General features: G+C 46.8%; 11 protein-coding genes. 6 read left to right on the top strand and 5 right to left on the bottom strand.

Features of this window, described 5'->3' with window-relative positions; translation table 11 throughout:
• Positions 1 to 5 precede the first annotated feature (5 nt).
• The 5 genes from BM257_RS02565 to BM257_RS02585 all read right to left on the bottom strand — a co-directional run bounded on the left by BM257_RS02565 (position 6) and on the right by BM257_RS02585 (position 9,141).
• Positions 6 to 1,265, bottom strand: coding sequence for a phospholipase D-like domain-containing protein (locus BM257_RS02565; protein ID WP_092067948.1), 1,260 nt, complete (start codon positions 1,263 to 1,265; stop codon positions 6 to 8).
• 1 nt (position 1,266) lies between these two features.
• The gene (locus BM257_RS02570; RefSeq protein ID WP_092067950.1) at positions 1,267 to 5,007 is read right to left on the bottom strand and encodes an AraC family transcriptional regulator; all 3,741 of its coding nucleotides are present in this window, start codon (positions 5,005 to 5,007) and stop codon (positions 1,267 to 1,269) included.
• A gap of 19 nt (positions 5,008 to 5,026) precedes the next feature.
• Entirely contained in the window at positions 5,027 to 5,974 is a 948-nt protein-coding gene (locus BM257_RS02575) for a KpsF/GutQ family sugar-phosphate isomerase (protein WP_369821293.1), read from the bottom strand.
• Positions 5,971 to 6,723, bottom strand: a complete 753-nt coding sequence (gene kdsA, locus BM257_RS02580) for a 3-deoxy-8-phosphooctulonate synthase (RefSeq protein ID WP_092067954.1) — start codon at positions 6,721 to 6,723, stop codon at positions 5,971 to 5,973. Before kdsA ends, BM257_RS02575 begins: the two co-directional genes overlap by 4 nt.
• Positions 6,724 to 6,819: 96 nt before the next feature.
• On the bottom strand, positions 6,820 to 9,141 hold the full coding sequence (locus BM257_RS02585; protein ID WP_092067955.1) for a mechanosensitive ion channel family protein: 2,322 nt from the start codon (positions 9,139 to 9,141) through the stop codon (positions 6,820 to 6,822).
• Positions 9,142 to 9,242: 101 nt separating this feature from the next.
• Between BM257_RS02585 and BM257_RS02590 the strand changes: the two genes are divergently transcribed.
• The 6 genes from BM257_RS02590 to BM257_RS02615 all read left to right on the top strand — a co-directional run bounded on the left by BM257_RS02590 (position 9,243) and on the right by BM257_RS02615 (position 20,787).
• Entirely contained in the window at positions 9,243 to 10,139 is an 897-nt protein-coding gene (locus BM257_RS02590) for a hypothetical protein (protein ID WP_092067957.1), read from the top strand.
• Between the two features lie 237 nt (positions 10,140 to 10,376).
• Positions 10,377 to 13,529 (top strand): SusC/RagA family TonB-linked outer membrane protein, encoded by a 3,153-nt coding sequence (locus BM257_RS02595; RefSeq protein WP_255405460.1) that lies wholly within the window; start codon positions 10,377 to 10,379, stop codon positions 13,527 to 13,529.
• 13 nt (positions 13,530 to 13,542) lie between these two features.
• Positions 13,543 to 15,384, top strand: coding sequence for a RagB/SusD family nutrient uptake outer membrane protein (locus tag BM257_RS02600; RefSeq protein WP_092067961.1), 1,842 nt, complete (start codon positions 13,543 to 13,545; stop codon positions 15,382 to 15,384).
• Positions 15,385 to 15,405: 21 nt separating this feature from the next.
• The gene (locus BM257_RS02605) at positions 15,406 to 17,043 is read left to right on the top strand and encodes a glycan-binding surface protein (RefSeq protein WP_092067963.1); all 1,638 of its coding nucleotides are present in this window, start codon (positions 15,406 to 15,408) and stop codon (positions 17,041 to 17,043) included.
• 16 nt (positions 17,044 to 17,059) lie between these two features.
• Complete coding sequence (locus BM257_RS02610; protein WP_255405461.1) at positions 17,060 to 18,553, top strand: cellulase family glycosylhydrolase; 1,494 nt, start codon at positions 17,060 to 17,062, stop codon at positions 18,551 to 18,553.
• 653 nt (positions 18,554 to 19,206) lie between these two features.
• Positions 19,207 to 20,787, top strand: a complete 1,581-nt coding sequence (locus BM257_RS02615; RefSeq protein ID WP_143096722.1) for a hypothetical protein — start codon at positions 19,207 to 19,209, stop codon at positions 20,785 to 20,787.
• Positions 20,788 to 20,872 lie beyond the last annotated feature (85 nt).

The following is a 20,872-nucleotide window of genomic DNA, read 5'->3' on the forward strand; positions in this document are numbered from 1 at the left end:
GAGAATTACATGAAGGGGGCTAGCAGATGGGCGAACCAGCCGCGGAACTTCTGCCAAGGGGTACGGAACTGGTCCCAGGACTCCTTGGTTAAGAGAAAACACTTCTTGGTGTCCCTGTCGAACATATCGTCCAGCTCCTTGGTGGTGGCCTTGTCGATGATGACAGCGTTCTGCTCGAAGTCACATTTCAGACTCCGGGCATCCAGATTGGTACTGCCTATCGTGCAATAGCGTCCATCCACCATCATGATCTTGGAATGGTGGAATCCTGGCTCGTACATCCAGACGATGGCTCCTCGTTTCATCAGTTTGTGTGCCTGGTAGTAGGCACAGTCTGGTGTCAGGGGGATATCACTCTTTGCTGATTGCATGATCTCCACCTTCACCCCTCGCTTGATAGCTCTCGTCAGTGCTCGTGTGACAGTGGGTATCAGGGTGAAATAGGGGTTGATAATCTTGATGGAGTCTTGCGCCTGGTCGATAGCGCTGATATAGAACTGACGCATGATTTTTGGAGTAAGATGGGGCTCCCTGGTGATAATACCTACCATCTTGTTACCTGCCGTGGAGGTGGTATCGGGCTTTAGTCCTTCAAATTTCGTCAGTGTGCCGCCGCGATAGTATTTCATACCGTGTATGTTCTCGCCAGTGACACGGTTCCATATCCGAAGGAAAATCTTCTGTAACTCGTTGACGGCATCTCCTTCTATACGACAATGCATGTCTCGCCATTCCCCCACTTGTGGTGTACCTTTGATGTAATAGTCGGCGACATTCATACCACCGGTATAGGCAATCTGTCCGTCAATGACCACGATCTTACGGTGGTCACGTCCGAAAATCTTGTTGACCCATGGGAAACGGATCGGCTCGTATTCCACAATATCGATGCTGTCATCCCGTAATGCCTTCAGGTGGTGTTTCTTCAGCGGCTGGTTGTTGGAGTCATTCCCAAAACCGTCGAACATGGCACGTATCTCCACTCCTTCTTTCCTTTTCTCACGAAGAATGTCGAAAAGAAGGGAAGCGATGGAGTCGTTACGGAAATTGAAATATTCCAGATGGACACTGCTCTTTGCCTGACGGATAGCCTTGAACATGTCGTCGAACTTCTCCTCTCCGGACATCAACAGTGTCACGCTATTATTGTCGGAGAAGTTGATCTTCTTGGAACGTAATGTTTGAACTATCAGCGAGTCGCTCGTCTGAGCGCTCGCTGACAGGGTGATGTATACCAGTAATGCGATAATCCAGAACCGCCGCATCTTACTTCTTGTATTTGAGACGGTATTCAAGTGGTGTCATACCGTATTTCTCCCTGAAGATATTGATGAAGTTCTCTGCTGTGGAGAATCCGATATTAATGGCAAGCTCACTCATATTGATATTTGTCTTCGTCAAGAGGACACAGGCGTGTTTCAGTCTTATCTCACGAACAACCTCGGCGGGTGTCTTGGTCGTGATACTGCGAATCTTATGGAAGAAAGGTACACGTCCCATACCCATCGAAGACGCCATCTCCTCCAGACTGATCTGTCCACGGCTCATGTTATGCAGCACGTATTGTTCTACGTTCTTCATCAACTGGCGGTCCATCATATTGCTCATCGAGTAGTCACCGATGGTCTCGTCCTCACTATAGAACTGGAAGTTATTTTGTTGTTTGGTAACCTCCTCTGCAGGTTTCTGCTGTTCCGGTTCCTGAGTCTCTTCTGTCTCAGTCTCCTTGGATGTGGGAGCCTCGATGTCGTCATACGCCATCGTAGCTGTTGTCATACTGGCGTTATGACCCTCCAGCATACGTGTCTCACGTCCTTCAATCGTGTTCTGTTCCATCTCGACAGGTCCGAGTCCCATCAGTTTGTTAAAGCGCATGACAGCCTCTTGCACATTGAAAGGTTTGGCGAGGTAGTCGTCAGCAGCTAAGGTGATATTCATATCACTCATCATCTCTTGCGTCAGGACAGTGTCTGTCATCAACACGAACTTCACGTTCTGTGTGTGAGGATTAGACTTCAGCTTGTTACACAGTTCACTACCGGTCATGTGCTTCATGTCATGCTTACAGATCACGAGGTCTGCTTTCAAGGATTCGATATCCGGGATAGCCAGTCTGATGTCGTCATAGACATGGAAGTCGTAGACCTCATGCAAATGAGCATTCATGAAGTTGATGAAGTCTTTATTGCTGTCAATGAATACCACGTTAAACTTATGGGTCTTCTTATCCAGACGCAACGGCTGGATGTTGGCAGTCAGCTCTGCTGTTGCAATCGAAGGCAGTCTGACTTCTCCTTGGTCGTTGAGTTCCAGACGGTCTTTTGCCGTGGACTCTGCTTTCGCCTCGGGATTCTCCAGAATAGTTTGCATCTCGGAAATACGGGTGATGACCTGTAGCATCTGGAAATGTAAGGAGTTCAGTTGCTCACGACCTTCCAGGTCTCTCTCGCGCTCGGCAAGATTACCGATGATCGTTGTCATGCGCGCCATTGGCTGGCGTAGCTCATCACTGGTCGTCTTGATCTCCTCACGCTGGCGTTTTAACTCCTCGACGACCGTACGTTTCCTGATCAGGAAATTCTTGACTTTCTTATAACCATAGCGCCATACCAGCAAGGCTATGATGGCGATGATGACATAGACCGTAAGCATCCACCATGTCAGCCACCAAGGACGCTCAATGTTGATTTCCAGTTTGCGTTCCTGATTACTTACGGCACCATCAGCACTGACCGCTTTTACGTGCAGGGTATAGCTGCCACTGCCCAGGTCCCGGAACTTGACTCCGTGTAGCAGAGCGTCTCCGTTTCGCCAGTCATGGTCGCGTCCCTCCATCCAATACATGAATTGCAGACGTTCGCCTTGGTTGTAGTTACCTGCGGCGAATTTGATGGTGAAGGTGTTCTGCTTGTTCTTCAGATAGATCTTATTACTTTCGTTCAATGCCTGGGCAAGAATGACATTTCCGTCATATTCATGTCCGACCATGACCTCCTCCTCTCCGATAAAGAGTTGTGTGAGCATGACACGGGGTAGGGTATTCTGGTCCATTTTCGCACCTTGACGCACCCAGTTCACACCGAACAAACCACCAAACAGGACGGTACCGTCGGATTTCGTCAAGATGGAACCTGTGTTGAACTCATTGCTCTGTAATCCGTCTTTTATATCATAGTTATAGAGCCCATATCCGAAGGTACCTTCCTCTCTGTTACGCTGTACGACAATACGGCTGATACCATTGCTGGTGGTTATCCACATATTGCTGTTCCTGTCTTCTGTGATACCACAGATAGAGTTATTACAAAGTCCTTGTTTCTCTGTAATGTAGTTCAGGGAGTCTGATACCACATTCAGTACATTCAAGCCCTCACGGGTACCCACCCATATCAATCCTCTGGAGTCCTCAAAGACTTGGGTGATATAGTTGTTGGTGAAGGTCTTGAGATTGGTGGAGTTACCTGTCAGGAGGATTTTTTCACGATTAGACAGGTTCAGTATCACCAAACCTTCTGAGGTACCAATCAATAACTTGTTGCTCTTACCATAGAAAAGGGATGTGATATTGTTCGTGCTCAACATACCGTTCTCCCGGGTATAGGAGGAGAAGGTGTCCATTTTCGGATTATAGACTTGCAACCCCCCGTTCGTCGCTATCCATAGGTTACCGCTATTATCTTTGGCAAGGGCATTGACATGGTCGTCTATCAAGGTCTTCATACTGTCACGGACTACAGAGAAGATATGTGAGGAGCCGTCTTTGATACGTGTCAGACCGTTCTGGCGGGAGCCCACCCATACACTTCCGTCGGTGGTTGCTTCCATACAGGTTACTTTCTGACTTGCCAACGGTCCCTCATACCCGATAACGCCTTTGTCACTCGTTCCGTACCAGACGTTTCCGTCTGAGTCTTGTGTGATAGCGGTGATGTCACCATTAAAGGTCGACTGGAACTTATAGATAATATCACCATAGAAAGCCACACCAGACTTCTCTGTTCCTATCCATAGCAGATCCGTGTCGTCCACATAGACACTCTGGACACCTGTCGTTTCTTGTGTCATCTGATCGCTTTTGCCATTATGTGGCTGTACGGATTCTATCTCATGGCTGTTCACGTTCATCCTGAGAAGTCCCATCCGGTCAGTTCCGATCCAGATGTTTCCTTTGTTGTCGCCCGCCATGCCGTTCACGCTCCTGTCGACGGCGATACTTGTCAGTCCGATACTGTTGCCGATGGCAGTATCCCAGACATTAGTACTCTTATTATACATCATCAGGGTTCCCTGACCATAGAGCCAGATATTGTCCGACTGGTCGGCGAAGACTTTCAGTGAGTGGCTCTTGCGAAGGTGTTGCTGGGCGATATGCTCGGTTGCCCAAACGGTATGTTGCTGATGCATGATGTCACAGCAGATCATCCTGCCGTCCTCATAGACAATGATGGCGCCGTCGCGACACTCACCGATGGAGCAGATAACACCCTGTGGCACTCCATGACTGTCATCGGTATATCCGAACTCATAGAGTAGCTGTTGTTGCATGTTATAGGCTACCACTCCTTTATTGGGAATAGCTGCCCACAGGTTCTTGTGGCGGTCGAAAAAGACGACATTAGGTTGTCCCTCGATACCCATTCGGGCATAGACCTGTTTCATGTCCCGCTCAAAGGTCTCCGTTTGCGGGTGGTAGATACAATAACCTGCTGAGGTAAGGATCCATAGATTACCGTCCAGTGCCTCCTGGATACTCAGGATATAGCTGTCGGGCAGGGAGGAGCCGTCCTTGGAGTTACTTTGGAAGTTCCGGAAGGTGTAACCGTCATACCGGTAGAGTCCTGCCGGTGTTCCAAACCACATATATCCACGACCGTCTTTCAGGATACAGTTAATCTGACTGCTGGTCAATCCGTCTTTGATGTCCAGCGTCTTGAACAGATAGACGCCTGCTACAGCCAGGGGCAGTGCAAGCATCAGTATCAATACTATTTTCTTCAGTCCTTTCATAACCTGTTTTGTTTTCTATTTATAAGATACATGCATAGCGGTCTACGACACCTAACAGTCTGTTGTCGTTGTCGGAAACCAGTACGTTATGTATTTTGTTCTCGTTCATAATTCTCTGTATCTCGGCAATCTTTGTCTGCGGAGAAACTGTCTTGGGTGATTGCGTCATGATGTCACAGACGCTGCGGTCGAAGAACTCCGCTCTCCATCGCTCCATTGCCCGTCTGATATCACCATCGGTAATGATACCTGCTATCCTGTCGTCCTTCATGGCGACACCAAGTCCCAGCTTTCCCTTGCTCACCAGGATAATAGCCTCTCCTAAGTGCATCTTCGGACTCAGGATGGGCAGGTTCTCTGTGATCATCACGTCTTGCGCAGTGGTCAGCAGCCGCTTTCCCAGTTCTCCACCAGGATGGAACATGGCGAAATCCTGAGGTTGGAAATGACGCTTGTTCATCAAGGCGACAGCAAGGGCATCACCCATCACCAGTGTCACCGTGGTACTGCTTGTCGGCGCCAGGTTCAGTGGACACGCCTCCTTCTCCACGCTGACATTCAGATGACAGGTGGAATATTTCGCCAATAGTGATTGTGGGTTACCGCTCATCGCGATGATGGGGATATCCATGTGGAGCACCATTGGAATGAAACGCAACAGCTCATCTGTCTGTCCGGAGTTAGAGATGGCAAGTACGACATCCCCTTTCGCCATCACCCCCAGGTCACCATGGAACACATCCAGAGGGTTGATGAAGAAAGACGGTGTACCCGTCGATGCCAGGGTAGCGGCGATCTTTGCTCCGATATGTCCGCTTTTCCCGACTCCTGTCACGATGACTTTACCGGTGCAATGCATCATCAAATCGACAGCTTTCTCGAAGTTGTCGTCAATCTTGGCGATCAAGTCCAGTACGGCTTGTGCCTCGTCTTTGATACATTGTATGGCGTTCTCTTTATCTGTCACTTTAATTGCTTTATTAAATCTTCTAATTTGCTTAGTTCCAGCATGTTGGCGGCATCACTCAGTCCGTTGTCGGGGTCGGGATGCACTTCAAAGAACCAGCCTGTGGCCCCGAACGCTTTGGCGGCAAGAGCCATCTGGGATACATAACGGCGGTCACCGCCTGTCTTTCCGTCGGCTCCTCCTGGTCGTTGCACACTATGGGTGCAGTCCATAATGACTGTCGGTACCATCTCCAGCATGTCAGGGATATTCCTGAAATCCACCACCAGGTTGTTATACCCCATCATATTCCCACGCTCCGTCAGCCATATCTCTTTGGCTCCTGTGTCACGTGCTTTCTCCACAGGGTAGCGCATGTCCCGTCCACTGAGGAACTGGGCTTTCTTGATGTTCACGACTTTTCCTGTCTTGGCAGCGGCGATGAGCAAGTCTGTCTGCCGGCAAAGGAAGGCGGGAATCTGGATGACATCCACCACCTGTCCCACGGGTTCGGCTTGCCATGACTCATGGATGTCCGTAAGCAGGCGGAGCCCGTATTTCTCCTTGATGTCATGAAGCATCTGGAGACCTTTCTCCATACCCGGACCGCGAAACGAACGGATGGACGTGCGGTTCGCCTTGTCAAAGGATGCCTTGAATATGATGTCAGTCCCCTGTCTCTTATTGATATCCACCAGTTTTGCCGCTACTATATCCAGCAGCTCAGCGGATTCTATGACACATGGTCCTGCGATAAATGTCCTTTCCATGTCTGTAGTGCACATTTCCCTGCAAAGATAGTCATTATTCTACAAATAAAACAATCTTTGATTAATTATTTTATATAAAAGGATGAAAAATTGTCCTTATTTAATATGTACGTCCTGTTGCGGGAAAGGTATCTCGATGCCGTTCTTGTTGAGTGTGTCGTAAATGGTGTTGAGCACGTCACTGATGACATAGGACTGCTTGGGGGCGTCTGCCCATACGAACATCTTCAGGTTGATACCTGAGTCTGCCAGCTCGCCGATAACAGATTTCGCTTTTTTAGACTTATCCATCCATTTGTGCTTCATCTGGTTGACAGCACCGTCGACCAGTTCGATGACTTGTTGGAGATTGCTGCCATAGGCGACGCCATAGTGGACAACGGCAAGGACGTAGCCGTGGTTGCGAGTCAGGTTCTTATAATTCTTGGTAAATAACTGAGAGTTCTGGAAAGTGATGACCTCACCATACAGTGACTCGACGACCGTTGAGGTATAGCTGATCTTAGTCACCTTACCCATAGTGCCGTCCACCTGGATCCAGTCGCCTACTTTGATGCGTCCAGCCATCAGGGTGATACCATAGTAGATGTTCTCGATGATGTCCTTCGAGGCGAAACCAATACCAGTCGACAAGCCTCCGGTAACCACCATCAGCCATGCGAGGGAAATGTTCAGAATACCCATCGTAATCAAGAACCAGGTGCCCCAGATGATGACCTGAATTACATTTCTGCCCATCACCTCCTTGCTGGCAGCAGTGGTCGGGTCGGCTATCTGGTAGTGCATCCGCATCAGTTGCAAGATGGTCTTGCTGATATAGGCAAAGAAGAACCACAGGCTGACAACGATGGCAAGTGAGACGATGCTCAGTTTCAGGTTTTTCAGGTTGACGAAGTTGGTATTGAAAATCTTCCAGCACAGATCACTGAGGTTAAAGACATCCGCAGCCCAATAAATACTGATCATGACAGAGACGACACCCGCCACGGGAAGCAATACCTGATAGAACAAGTCGTAAGCCCAAGTCTTGGTGATAGGCTTGTCTGCCATCTTGTGCTTAATGCCATATAGTTTCATGTATTGCAGTGCACAGGTGATGGTCAGAATACAGGTCAGTTGCATCGTCCACCATATCAGCATCTGTACAGCCATCAACGTGTAACCTGACCATGAGCTGATGACAGATGCGATGAATACGATCAGTGAGACGTAGCTGTAGAAGATGTCAGACCGTGGGATGTTCTGGTTGTGCCGTGCAATGACACTCCATTGCCAGATGGTACAAAGGAATAGAACCGGTGGGAATAACATGTTGACCAATTCATTAGGTATCAGGATGATACGGAAGGCGATGACCAGGAAACTGATTGCCATCAACGGGGTGTAGATACGGAAAGCGCTTTTGATCTGGTCTCCTTTGACGCGGAGTAAGAGAGATATCAGGATGACACCCATCAGCCAGGCGAAATTCACCAGCAGGTTACTTGCCATAATAATGAAGTTCTGTTTTGCAAGGGCAAGGGCGATACCTAAGATTATGGCAAAGGTGATGGTGGTCGTGGCTAGTGTGATACAGGTCCGTTTTTTCATGAACTCCTCCGTGCGGAACCGTTTGGGTACGATATAGCGTATAATGGAGAAATTCAGCAGAGAGGCGATGATAGCATATATGATAATGGTGATGAACAGGCCGAATATCCAGCGGCTGTCCCATTGCGAATAGGCGTTCGGCTTGTATTTCTTTGCCACCGTCTTAGACATCATCTGCCATTGTCTTCCCCAGTCTTTCAAGATATTGAAATAGCTGTCTCCACCGTTCTTGAAGATACTGGTCTGGATATCGTTATACCGTTTCTGGGCATAGTCGTTCAGATAGGAGAGACGCTGCTCCGTCATATTGTAATAACGGATGTAGTCCTGCATCGTGGAACGGTTTTCTTGGAGCGAGTTGCGGATGTTAGTGGCAAGTGTCAGGCAGACGCTGCGGTCTATCTTCGCCCGTTCGTCAAGGGTCTGTACAGGCATCGCCTTCAAAGAAGAGATGAGTGAATCGTATCTGGCAATCTCTGAGTCTGCTTTGTTCAGGAAGATCTTAAAGGGTGTCTTCTGCCGTTGAAAAGCATGGTATTGCTCTGTCGCCTCATGGCAGGCATATGTCAAGTCGAACACATACTCTTGTTTCTGGGAATAGAGCATCAGCGAGTTCTGGTTTGACTGCTTCATGGTGTTCATTAACTGGTCCCTGACCCGCTCGCTCTGTTTCTTGTTGATCTCCAGCATCTGCGACATCTCCCGATGGAATGTCGTCAGTTCCGTACGTAGGATCTGCAACGTCTGTGGGAGGTCTTTCTCTTTCAGAACGGCATGTGCGTCGGTCACACATACCAATATGATGAATAAAAGCAGTATTTTTTTCATGTTTTTGCGTAATTTCCTGCAAAGGTAGAAAATATTTCTCAATTCTTCGTTCTTCATTCTCAATTATTTTGTATCTTTGCAAATAATTAAAAGACAAAACGATGAAACTGATAGCAGACAGCGGAAGTACCAAGACTGATTGGACACTCCTTCATGACTCAGGCAGAAATGTCGACGAGGTATTCGTGAAAACTTTCAAGACGCAGGGAATCACCCCCATTCACCAAACCCCGGCGGAGATCCGTCAGATATTGGCACAGGAACTGATGCCACAGCTCTCTACCTTCTCGCGTGCCCAACTTGTTAATTCGAAAATTCTTGAAAGCCCCTTGCTTTCAAATATCAGTGTGTTCTTCTATGGAAGTGGTTGTACTCCTGCCCATGTCCCTACGGTAAAACAAATCATAGGAGAGGTCCTTTCCCTTCAGAAAGTAGAGGTCTACAGCGATCTGATGGCGGCGGCTCGTGCTTTGTGTGGTCATGAGGAAGGTATTGCCTGTATCCTTGGTACAGGAGCAAACTCTTGTTTGTATGATGGTGAAAATATCATACAAAACACACCTCCTCTTGGTTATGTCCTTGGTGACGAGGGGAGTGGTGCTGTGTTAGGCAGACTTTTTATGAATGCCATCTTTAAGAATCCGCAATTTGCGGAAATCCGTGACGCCTATCTGTCAGAGACTAAGTTGACGATGCCTCTTATTATTAATAAGGTGTATAGGGAACCCCTTGCCAATCGTTTCCTTGCGTCTACCTCCTCTTTCATCCAGCAACATCTTGATTTCAAGCCCTTACGACAGATGGTGATAGCCAATTTCCGTTCCTTCTTCCAGCATAACCTGGTACAATACGGACGACGTGACTTGCAAGTGCATGCCATCGGCAGTATCGCTTTCTATTATCAGGAGGAGTTGAGGGAAGCCGCAGAGAAGGAGGGATTCAAACTGGGCAAGGTACAGGCGACACCGATGGAAGGATTGATAAAATATCACCAATGACCTTCCGGTGTTGATACTTTGATGCCGAAATATGATACTTTTGATGATATTGGCTTAATTTCCGCATTTTTTTTATGCGGTAACATTTTTTTTGTTTATTTTTGCAAACTGAAAATCCACTCCTTGATGGGGTAGACTAATGAAACTGAAGTATATTACTACTAATTTAATATTAATTTTATGAAAAAAACAACACGAAAAGCAATTGTAAGAATCAGGTACTTGGTACTGTTTCTTATGATGTTCCCTCTTTGTGCTTTGGCGCAAAATGTGAACGTGTTCGGTACGGTGACGGATGCCAACAGTGGTGAGGAAGTCATCGGAGCGACAGTGAAGGTGAAGGGCGCCTCTGGTGGCTCTATTACCGATTTTGAAGGTAAGTACAAGATTTCCGTGAAGCCAGGTGCTACCATAGAAGTCTCGTATGTAGGTTATCAGACCAAGTCTGTCAAAGTGACTAAGGCTGGGCAGTTAGACATTCAGATTGCAGAGGATGTCAACATGCTGGAGCAGGTGGTTGTCGTTGGTTATGGTACGATGAAACGTAGTGACTTGACAGGTTCTGTATCAAGTATTGATGAGAAGGCTATCAAGCAGGGTGTCAATACCAGTATTGAGCAGGCGATGCAAGGACGTATCGCCGGTGTTGCCGTCACTCAGAACTCTGGTGCCCCTGGTGGTGGTATCTCCGTACAGATTCGTGGTATCAACTCTCTGAGTGGTAACGAGCCTCTGTATGTGATTGATGGCGTGGCTATGTCTGGTCAGACAGGTGATAACTCTTCGGTATTAAGTACTTTGAACCCTTCGGACATCACCTCTTTGGAAGTACTTAAAGATGCTTCAGCAACCGCTATTTATGGTTCGCGTGCATCTAATGGTGTTGTCCTGATTACAACAAAGAAGGGCTCTGAAGGTAAGCCAAAAGTTATTTATGAAGGTATGATGGGTTGGCAGAAACTTCCCAAGCATCTGGATATGATGAACCTGAAGCAGTATGCACAGTTCTATAACGACCGTGCTGCCCTTTGGGGATGGGGGGCTATGGAACAATACAAAGATCCGTCATTGTTGACAAATGGTACAGACTGGCAGAATGAACTGTTCCAGGTTGCTTTCATGCACCAGCATCAGTTGGGCGTTAGTGGTGGTACAAAAGACATGAACTATAACCTCTCTGGTGGTTATCTGAATCAGGATGGTATCGGTATCGGTTCTGGTTTTAAGCGTGCCAGTTTCCGTGCTAATGTTGAGACAAACGTCAATAAGTGGTTGAAGGTTGGTGCAAATGGCTATTTCGCACGTACCAAGCAGATTATCACTTTTGATGATGCCAACGTTATTCAGGATGCCATTTCTATGACTCCAGACGTGGCTGCCCGTAATGCAGATGGTTCATATGACTCAGGTGCGGAGAATGAGTTCAACTATACAGAAAACCCGTTGTTCAAGGCACAGCAGATAGACAATCATAATGAGAAGTCTCAGTTGGACTTCAACCTTTATGCAAACATTACCCCGATTAAGAATCTTGTCCTTCGTGTCGAGTATGGTGGAAGTTTCTCATGGGGCGACTCTTATTACTTCCGTCCAGAGTACTCTTATGGCTCTAATAATCAGAAAGTCGAGTCGTTAGGTCAGCGTACTTCCTCAAAGAGTAAATATCAGAGTTTCAAGCAGTATGCTACCTATGACTTTGACCCACTGAAGAACAATCATCTGCAGATCATGTTAGGTCATGAGTCACAATGGGGTGACTGGTCAAACCTCTCTGCTTCTAGAAGAGGGTTTATCTCTGACGCTATCCACTCTCTCCATGTTGGTGATGCTACTACGGCAACTAACGACGAGCAGGGTAGTGAGTGGGCTATTGAGTCATACTTCGGACGTTTGAACTACAATTTGTTAGACCGTTATTTGTTGACCGCTACCCTTCGTGCTGACGGTTCTTCTTCATTCGGTCCAAATAACCGTTGGGGTTGGTTCCCTTCATTGGCTGCTGCTTGGCGTATTACTCAGGAGCCATTTATGAAGAATGTCACATGGCTGAGTAATGCGAAGCTCCGTATTGGATGGGGTCTTGTGGGTAACCAGAGTGCAGGCTCTTATGCATACGGTGTTGCAATGAGTGCAGTATCTACTGCTTGGGGTAATGGCTACTATGCTGGTAACTATGCGAACCCCGACTTGAAGTGGGAGAGTACCAATGCATGGAACATCGGTCTTGACCTCTCTTTCTTCAATAACCGTATTGAGTTCATCGTGGATGCTTATTATAAGAAGACCGAGAATCTGTTGATGTACTCTGTTCTTCCTACTTATCTGATTGATGAGGAAGGGTATCAGTACTACTTTGGTATCTATCCACCATATGTGAACGCTGGTGCCATTCGTAACAAAGGTATAGAGTTTACCCTGAACACGGTGAATATCTCTAATAAGGACTGGCAGTGGCGTACCGGTGCCACCATTTCTTTCAACCGTAACAAGTTAACTAAGTTGAATAGTGAGGATTCCTCTTTGCAAGGTCGTATCGGTAGTGATACCTATACTTTGTCAGAGGTAGGTGGTCCTGTTGGTCGTTTCTATGGTTATAATGTGATTGGCATGTTCAACAAAGAGGATGATTTCTATCAGAAAGATCCGAATGGTGACAGAATGATTGATAAGAATGGTAATTTCGTTCCTGTTGCACGTCCAGTAGACAGTGATGGTAATATGTATGACATCAAACAGAACGGTATCTGGGTAGGTGACTATATCTATGAAGATGTTGACGGTGATGGTAAGATTACTGAATCGGACCGTAAGTATATTGGTGACCCGAACCCGAAATTTACCTTCGGTTTGAACAACACGATTACTTATAAGGACTTTGAGTTGTCGTTCTTCCTGAGCGGCTCTTATGGCAATGATGTTTACAATGTGCTCCGTCAGACTAAGACTGATCCTAAGGGATGGGGTAACAAGATGGCTTATGTTGCCAATTGTGCGAAGATTGAGATGTATGACCCAGAGGGTTCTTTGAGTGATATCTCAAATGTGTATATTTCTAATGCTGGTTCAGCATCATGTTGGCGTATAGAGCCTTCTGGTGGCGGTCAGAATACGAACAACCGTATTTCATCTGCCTTTGTAGAGAATGGTTCATATATTCGCTTGAAGTCACTCTCTCTTGCTTGGAATTTGCCAAAGCGCTGGATACAAAAGATTGGTATTGATTGGTGTCAGGTATATGCCAATATTCAAAACCTCTTTACGATTACTGGTTACGATGGTTACGATCCTGAAGTCGGTGCCCAGGGACAGAGTGTGATTCTGCAGGGACTTGATAACGGACGCTATCCTTCTCAGCGTATTTACAACTTCGGTCTCAAACTCAACTTCTAATATTAAATAGGATATGAAAAAATTGAATATATTGCTGTTGGCTGGTTCTCTGATTGCCATGGGAACACTTACTACTAGCTGTGGTAAGGATTTCCTTGACAAGACTCCTCAGCATTCCTATACAGCAGATACATATTACTCTTCTGATGCAGCGGTCATGAAAGCTATAGAGCCGTTGTATAATTATGCATGGTTCAACTATAACTACCGTGCTATGGTGGGTATGGGCTCTGCTCGTGCTAACGATGGATGGAACCCTTACCTGAATCCTCAGTTTGCTACCTTCCAGGTAACTGGTCTTGATGGCGACCTCGCTAATGCTTGGAAGTCATTCTATTTGGTGGTATCTATGTCTAATCAGTTGATTTCAGATGTCAACACCTATTGTACAGAAGCTGTCAGCGAGGAGGTGAAGAACCTTGCTTTAGGTGAGGCATATCTGATGCGAGGATGGGCATATTTCTATCTGCTACGTTCATGGGGTGATGTGATCGTCTATGAAGACAATCTTGAAATGACCAATACCCCTGTGGTTCCTCTGACGAAAGAAGAGGACGTTCTGAAGTTTGTTGTTCGTGATGCCCGTCGTGCTGTAGAACTCCTCCCAGTGGCAAGTACCAGCAACCATGCTACCAAGTACTCCGCAGAGGGACTTCTCGCCAAGGCACTGCTTGCCCAGAGTGGATGGGGCAAAAATGGGACACGTGACCAGAGTATCCTTGACGAAGTTGTTGATCTTTGCGACGATATTATCAACAATGGACCGTATACTCTGATGCCAGATTATGCGGACCTCTTCAAGTATGATAATAATAACTTCACCATGCAGAACTCAGAGACGTTGCTGGCGATGCACTGGGCAGACCCATTGACAGCTACATGGGGAACCTATAGCGCCAACTACTCTGACCTTGCATGGAGCGGCTCTTCTGATGTTAATGTATGGGGTGGTATCTATGCTTCTGTAGATATGCTTGACCTTTACAATGAGGATATCAGTGACTCTATTCGTTTCCAGGCAACATTCTGTCTGCCAGGTATTTACTATAATTACTGGGATACCGGTAACGACTTGGTTGCAGCATCTGATAAGACTCCTGAAAAGGGCTATCCACAGCCTACAGGCTATGTCTATAATAAGAAGTTCTGTCAGTTGAAGAAATGGGTGGTAGGTACGAAGGCTGACTGTCAAGGTCACCTCGCACAGATGGCTTCTCCTCTGAACACTTATATTCAGCGTCTTGCTGATATCTATCTGATAAAGGCTGAGGCAATTCTTGGTAACGATGACACTACCTCTGACGCAGAGGGTCTCGAGGCTATCAATGCCGTTCGTGCAAGAGCAAAGGTGAAAGATATGCTGACCTCTTACGGACTTGCTGAATTGATTAAGGAACGTCGTAAGGAGTTCTGCATGGAGTTCTCTAACTGGTACGACATGGTGACATGGTATCGTTGGCAGCCCCAGTATATGCTTGACTATTTCAATAACAAGCAGCATCGTGCCTTCATGGTTAACCAGGGTGACGTGCTCTATAATGCTGATCGTTCTATCTCTTATCGTACATTCCCTAACCGTCAGTCGTCTCCATGGTATTTCTATGACGATACAAGAAGTCCTCGTGGTTGCTACTGGAATGACTGCATGCGTGAGGAAGATTCCGAGACGGTCATCCAGACCAAGGAACAAGGTTATGTCTATGATGTGGATGCCTTGTCCAGAGCCCGTGATGGCTACGATCCTGTAACACTTAGTGAGACGAACATCTTCATGCCTTATCCCGAGGCTGACGTGATTCGCAATCCTTACTTCAAGGAACCAGCTCAGAACTATGACTTTGGAGATGAAAAGTAATAATTTAAAGAAGACAAAGCTATGAATAAGATATTAAAAATGCAAAACGGACTGCTACTGGCTTTGATGGCTTTCTTTGCACTTGGCTTCACTGCTTGTAGCGATAGCGATGGTGGTGGCGGACAACCTGAGATTACAGGTGTTCGTGTTTGCGACCCGGAGAAGGCAGACAGTCTTTTCACTAAGTCGGCTCAAGGACAGACGATTGCCATTATTGGTAAAAACCTGGGTAATGCCCTCGCTGTCTATATTAACGACCAAAAAGTGGGCTTCAGCTCCACGCTGAATACGGATCACAGTATTATTGTGAAAGTTCCCTCTGAGACGGATGGTTTCCAACTCACTGCTTTCAACTCAGACCTGAAGGATGAGATTCGTGTGGAGACAGGAGGCGGTATTGCAACCTATGCTTTCAAGGTATTAGGCGCTTATCCTTCTATTGCCCGTATTCAGGGAGCTTATCCTCGTTCTGCTGGTGACATCCTGAATGTCTATGGACTCAACCTCTATAGTATTGAGAAGATGTACTTTACGGATGCTTTAGCTGATGATATTGCTATAGCTATTGCCGATCAGGATGAGGTTCCAGGCAATCATGTTGCCGTCACCGACTATGATATTGTGAAGCAAGACCGCTATATCAACTCCAATCAGAGTTACGAGGTTAGTTCTCAGATCCAGCTGGTGACTCCTGATCTTTCTTTTGATGAGGGTTCTCTGGTTATTGAGTGTGCAGCCGGTATCGTATATATTCCTTATACGAAGGTTCCTGGTAAGCCAGTGATTACCGATATCAGTACTGATATGCCTATCCCTGGTACAGACTTCATCATCAAGGGACGTGAGTTTGTACAGGTAGAGTCTGTCTCCTATGGTGACATCACTCTTACTGCTGACGACTTCACCGTTGCAGAGTCTGAGGACCAGATTACTATTGCTTTCACTAAGGATCTGAAACCTTCTGAGGGCTCTGGTACAACTTTGACGGTTACCACTCCTGGTGGTACGGCTACCGTTGAAAATTTCTATATGTATGAGAGCATTATCTTGAACTTTGAGCCAGGCTTTGCTACCGATAATGGTTGGTCTCCGAATGGAGAACTCATGGCAGAGGCTTCCAGCCAAAGTATTCCTTATGTCAGTGACGGACAGTTCTGGCGCATTAAGTCAAGCGATGCAGGCATGAACTGGTGGTCTACCATGTGTTACTTCCGTAAGGACTGGAATGGAAACTCATTCTCTCTCCCGGGCTTCGACAAGATTCCTGCAAGTGCCTCTACCGATGACGTATATCTCGCCATGGAGGTTTGGGATAATAATACGGACTTCGGTGGTGCACAGTATCCATTCCTGCACTATCAAATCCAGACCATTGGGGATGCGAAGACTCTTGTCTTTGAGAACTTCATTCAAAATGATGTGGTCTATAAGGAGAAAGCCCTTCGTGCTTATGACAACACACAGCCCAAGGAGCAGTGGTACCGCCACGTAACTAAACTCAGTAACTTTGACGGATGGGCTGGTAAGACCTATGCGGATGTCGTTGCTGATGGTATCAACCAGATTCGTTTCATGCACATGAACTGGAATGCTGCTCCTTCTACGATGGATATCATGTTTGATAATGTACGTATAGTATATATCCCATCAAGTAAGTAATTAAAGAATAATGATTATGAGAAAGAATATATTAAACACTGCACTCCTGCTGCTCCTTGCCTTTGTGGCAGGAGCATGCAGCGACAGCGATACCACCAAGACGGTGGATAATGGTCGCAGAAGTGGTGCCGGTACCATCCTGGAATTGCTGGATAATGAGGAGGAATCTCTCTCATCACTGAATTTTGCGATGGGTGTCGGTAATTATATAATAGGTGTAAACTGTGATGGTGACTGGACTGCCTCTGTAGATGCCGACTGGGTGACCTTGTCAAACTATGCAGGCTATGGATTCATCAATAAGTTAAGCTATACCAAAATATCTGTTCCCAAGAATGAGGGAGCTGAGCGTACCGCTACGCTGACTATCTCTACTGGTAATCTGACAAAAACCCTGCTTATCACGCAGAAAGGTCCTGGCGCAGATCCGGACGATCCGTTTGAGACTTCTTATGAGTTGGTGGAGAATCTGAAGATGGGTTACAACCTTGGTAATACCCTTGATGCCAACCCATGGGGCTCTTGGTGGGATCCTTCTACCAAGACCATCGCTGACTGGGAGACATCATGGGGTCAGCCTTTGACTACGCAGGAGATCATCGATGCCATTGCGGCAAAGGGCTTCAACATTATTCGTATTCCTGTGACATGGTATCCTCACATGGATGCTCAGGACAATGTCAGTGCAGAGTGGATGAACCGTGTTCAAGAAGTTGTTGACTATGTGCTGAAAGCAGGTTGCTATTGCATCCTTAACATTCAGCATGACAATGGTGCTGCCAATGGACGTACAGACGGTGGCGCATGGCTCTATGCAGATATCGACGACTATCCCGCATTGACGGTCCGCTATCAGAAACTGTGGAAGCAGATTGCAGAGCATTTCAAGGACTATGACGAGCATCTGATCTTCGAGTCGTTCAACGAGATCCTGAACAAGAGTTACTCATGGACTGCTCCTTCTTCAGCTACGGATGGTGCTTATCAGGCTATCAATAAGTTGCAGCAGGACTTCGTGAATGTGGTTCGTGAGACTGGTGGTAACAACAAGTATCGTAACCTTGCTGTGACTACTTATTCTGCAACTGGTACTAATGATGTTGCTCTTCAGGCTTTTGAACTGCCTGATGATCCTTCCAACAACCACCTCTATCTGTCTATACACTCTTACGATCCTTACAACTTCTGTAACTACAATGCTGGTAAGAATCAGGATGGTTCGGAATATGATTATAACATCTACGTGTTCAATGAGGATTGCGAGGCTACCATCGATGGTGTGTTCGCTCGTGTCAGCAAGCGTGCTTCAGAGGTGGGTGTTCCATTCATCTTTGGTGAGTTCGGTGCTATCGACGAGAGTAAGAGCATGAACGAGCGCATCAAATATGCCAAGTATCTCAAGACGAAGTTCCAGCAATATGGAACAGCGGGTCTCTGGTGGATGGGACTCTATAATCGTGAGGACGATGAATGGTATGAGGAAGAACTCGTTGACGCACTCTTCCAGTAAACCAGAAATAACGAATTGAATCATGGGACTTGCCCTCAAAGGTGAGTCCCATTTTTTTTCTTTCCTCGCGTGCGCGCACACTATAAAGTTTTTTTTCGTTGTTACCGTTGCTACCTTGCAAGACTATTTGATAATCAGGTGATTACAGGTGACAAGAACGAAAAATCGTTGCCGCTCGTTGCCGCTCAATGCTGTTTTTGCCCCTAAAATGAGGTTAAAACCGTGTTAAAAACTGATTCCTATTTGTCTTTTGGAAGTGAGAAGGTACTCCGATCGATTATTCCAGGCATTGGAATCAACCATTCCAGGCATTGGAATTTGATATCCGAAACTAGGGGATACTTTATTCCATGCCATGGAACAAGTTGTTCCACCCCATGGAACAAAATGTTCCACCCTATGGAACAAACAGGCAGGTGCCGCCTGCTGCCCTCGATGGTAGTACCTGCTGTTCTCGAAGGGTAATACTTTCTTAACAATTTCTTGGTATATTTTACCACGACGGATAATTTTGCGGACAAAAATTTGGAGGTTTGGAGATTAATTCCTAATTTTGCATCGTGTATGATTTCGGCATATAGGGTGGAGTGTACACATAACAAGAACTGATTACAAACTTTTAATATTAACCAAACAATTTAAATTAAACGCTTATGAAAAAATTATTTACTCTGATGGTAATGGTACTTGTTGCACTGGGCGCACAAGCCAAGAAGCAGCTCGATCTAACCAATCCCAACTGGGTGTGGGGTTGCACCTACGATGCCGCCACCCAAACTATCTCTTACACCGCCGACGGCTGGGGCGGCTGTGGCTGGACGCTGACAGGCTTCGACAAGACTGCCGGCACTGCCATTGACCCCTACTCAACCGAGGGTTTCGACTATGTGGTCATCAAGATTGAGAAGAGCGAGCTGAAGACGGCTATCAACATAAACTATACCGACGGTGCGACCACCAATGGCAAGACGGGCGACGAGTTCGGACTCCAGGATTTCGACGCCTCGCAGACCGCCTTCGAGCCCGGCACGACGCTTTTGACCGTGAAGCTGGTCAAGAACAAGCCCTATCTGCTGGGTCTTAACATTCAGAACCTCACATGGCAGGCTGCTGCCCCCAATAACCCCGCCGGCACCGTTGTGCTGAAGGATGCCTATCTGGCTACCGAGGCGGAGTATCAGGAGGCGGTCGAGGAAGACAAGAACAAACCCAAGGACCCAACCGTCGATATTGACATCAAGAACTGGGGCTGGGGCTGGAGTGCCACAGGTACTGTCGACGGCGATGCCGTTAACGTGGCCATTACGGGTTCTGGCGGTGCCTACTCTACAGGTTTCCAGCCCGCTGTCGACTGGTCGAACTACAAGTATGCCATTGCTGTATTGACCAGCGTCAAGGGTGGCGAAGGTGGCTATCTGAACCTCGGTGTCAAGGGCGCCAACAACGAAACCGCAGCCAGCGAGAGCGCTGCCCTCGTCGAAAACCAGGAGCAGTTCATCTATGTTGATCTCAGCGCTAATGCCGCCATTGCTTCTGCCGTGGCACAGGTATGGCTGCAGGGCGAAAATGGTGTGGAGGCTAAGTTCACCCGCCTGTACCTTGCCGATGAACTGCCCGCTGTAGCTCCCGCTAGTACTTCCACTACTCTGATTGACTATCCTACAAAGGAGGATGGTATAACAGTAAGCGGTACATCTACTTTGAATGTAACGGTAAAGATTCACACTAATACTGATGCTGTTAAGGCTATTCAGTTTAAGAATGGTTATACATCAGATGGTAAAATCAACGCTAACTGGGCTTCGCTTACGGTAGATGGTGGTTTCAAGAAAGGTGATAAGATAGAGATTGCTGGTGTGCTCAATAACTCTGACGCAAACAAGCAGGCTGCTGTAACACTGTTTGTGGGAGCTCAAGGTGAGGCTGCAACAGACCTCTGGAAATCAGATTTGTTTATTAATGGTCGTCTTGTTGCTGATGATCCTACAGTACAGACTTACACTCTTGAGGCTGACTATCCCGAACTGAAACTGGGTCGTGCTAATGGTTTGACCAATGCAACAGGTACTTGGGTAACTTATCTGAAGATCATTCGTGAGAGTGCTACTGGCATTCAGGAGATTCCTGTTAAGGTGATCGCCAACGATGTTATTTACAACCTCGCTGGTCAGAAGGTGAACGAGAACTACAAGGGTATCGTTATCAAGAACGGTAAGAAATACATTCAGAAGTGAGTGAAGAACTAAGTTTACTTTGATTCTTCCGAGCGAAAATGTATTCGACGTAGTCAAGTTCATTCAGAAATAATTGACTATCCTT

The organism is Prevotella sp. tf2-5, assembly GCF_900115435.1.
In the GTDB taxonomy this organism is placed as follows: Bacteria; Bacteroidota; Bacteroidia; order Bacteroidales; family Bacteroidaceae; genus Prevotella.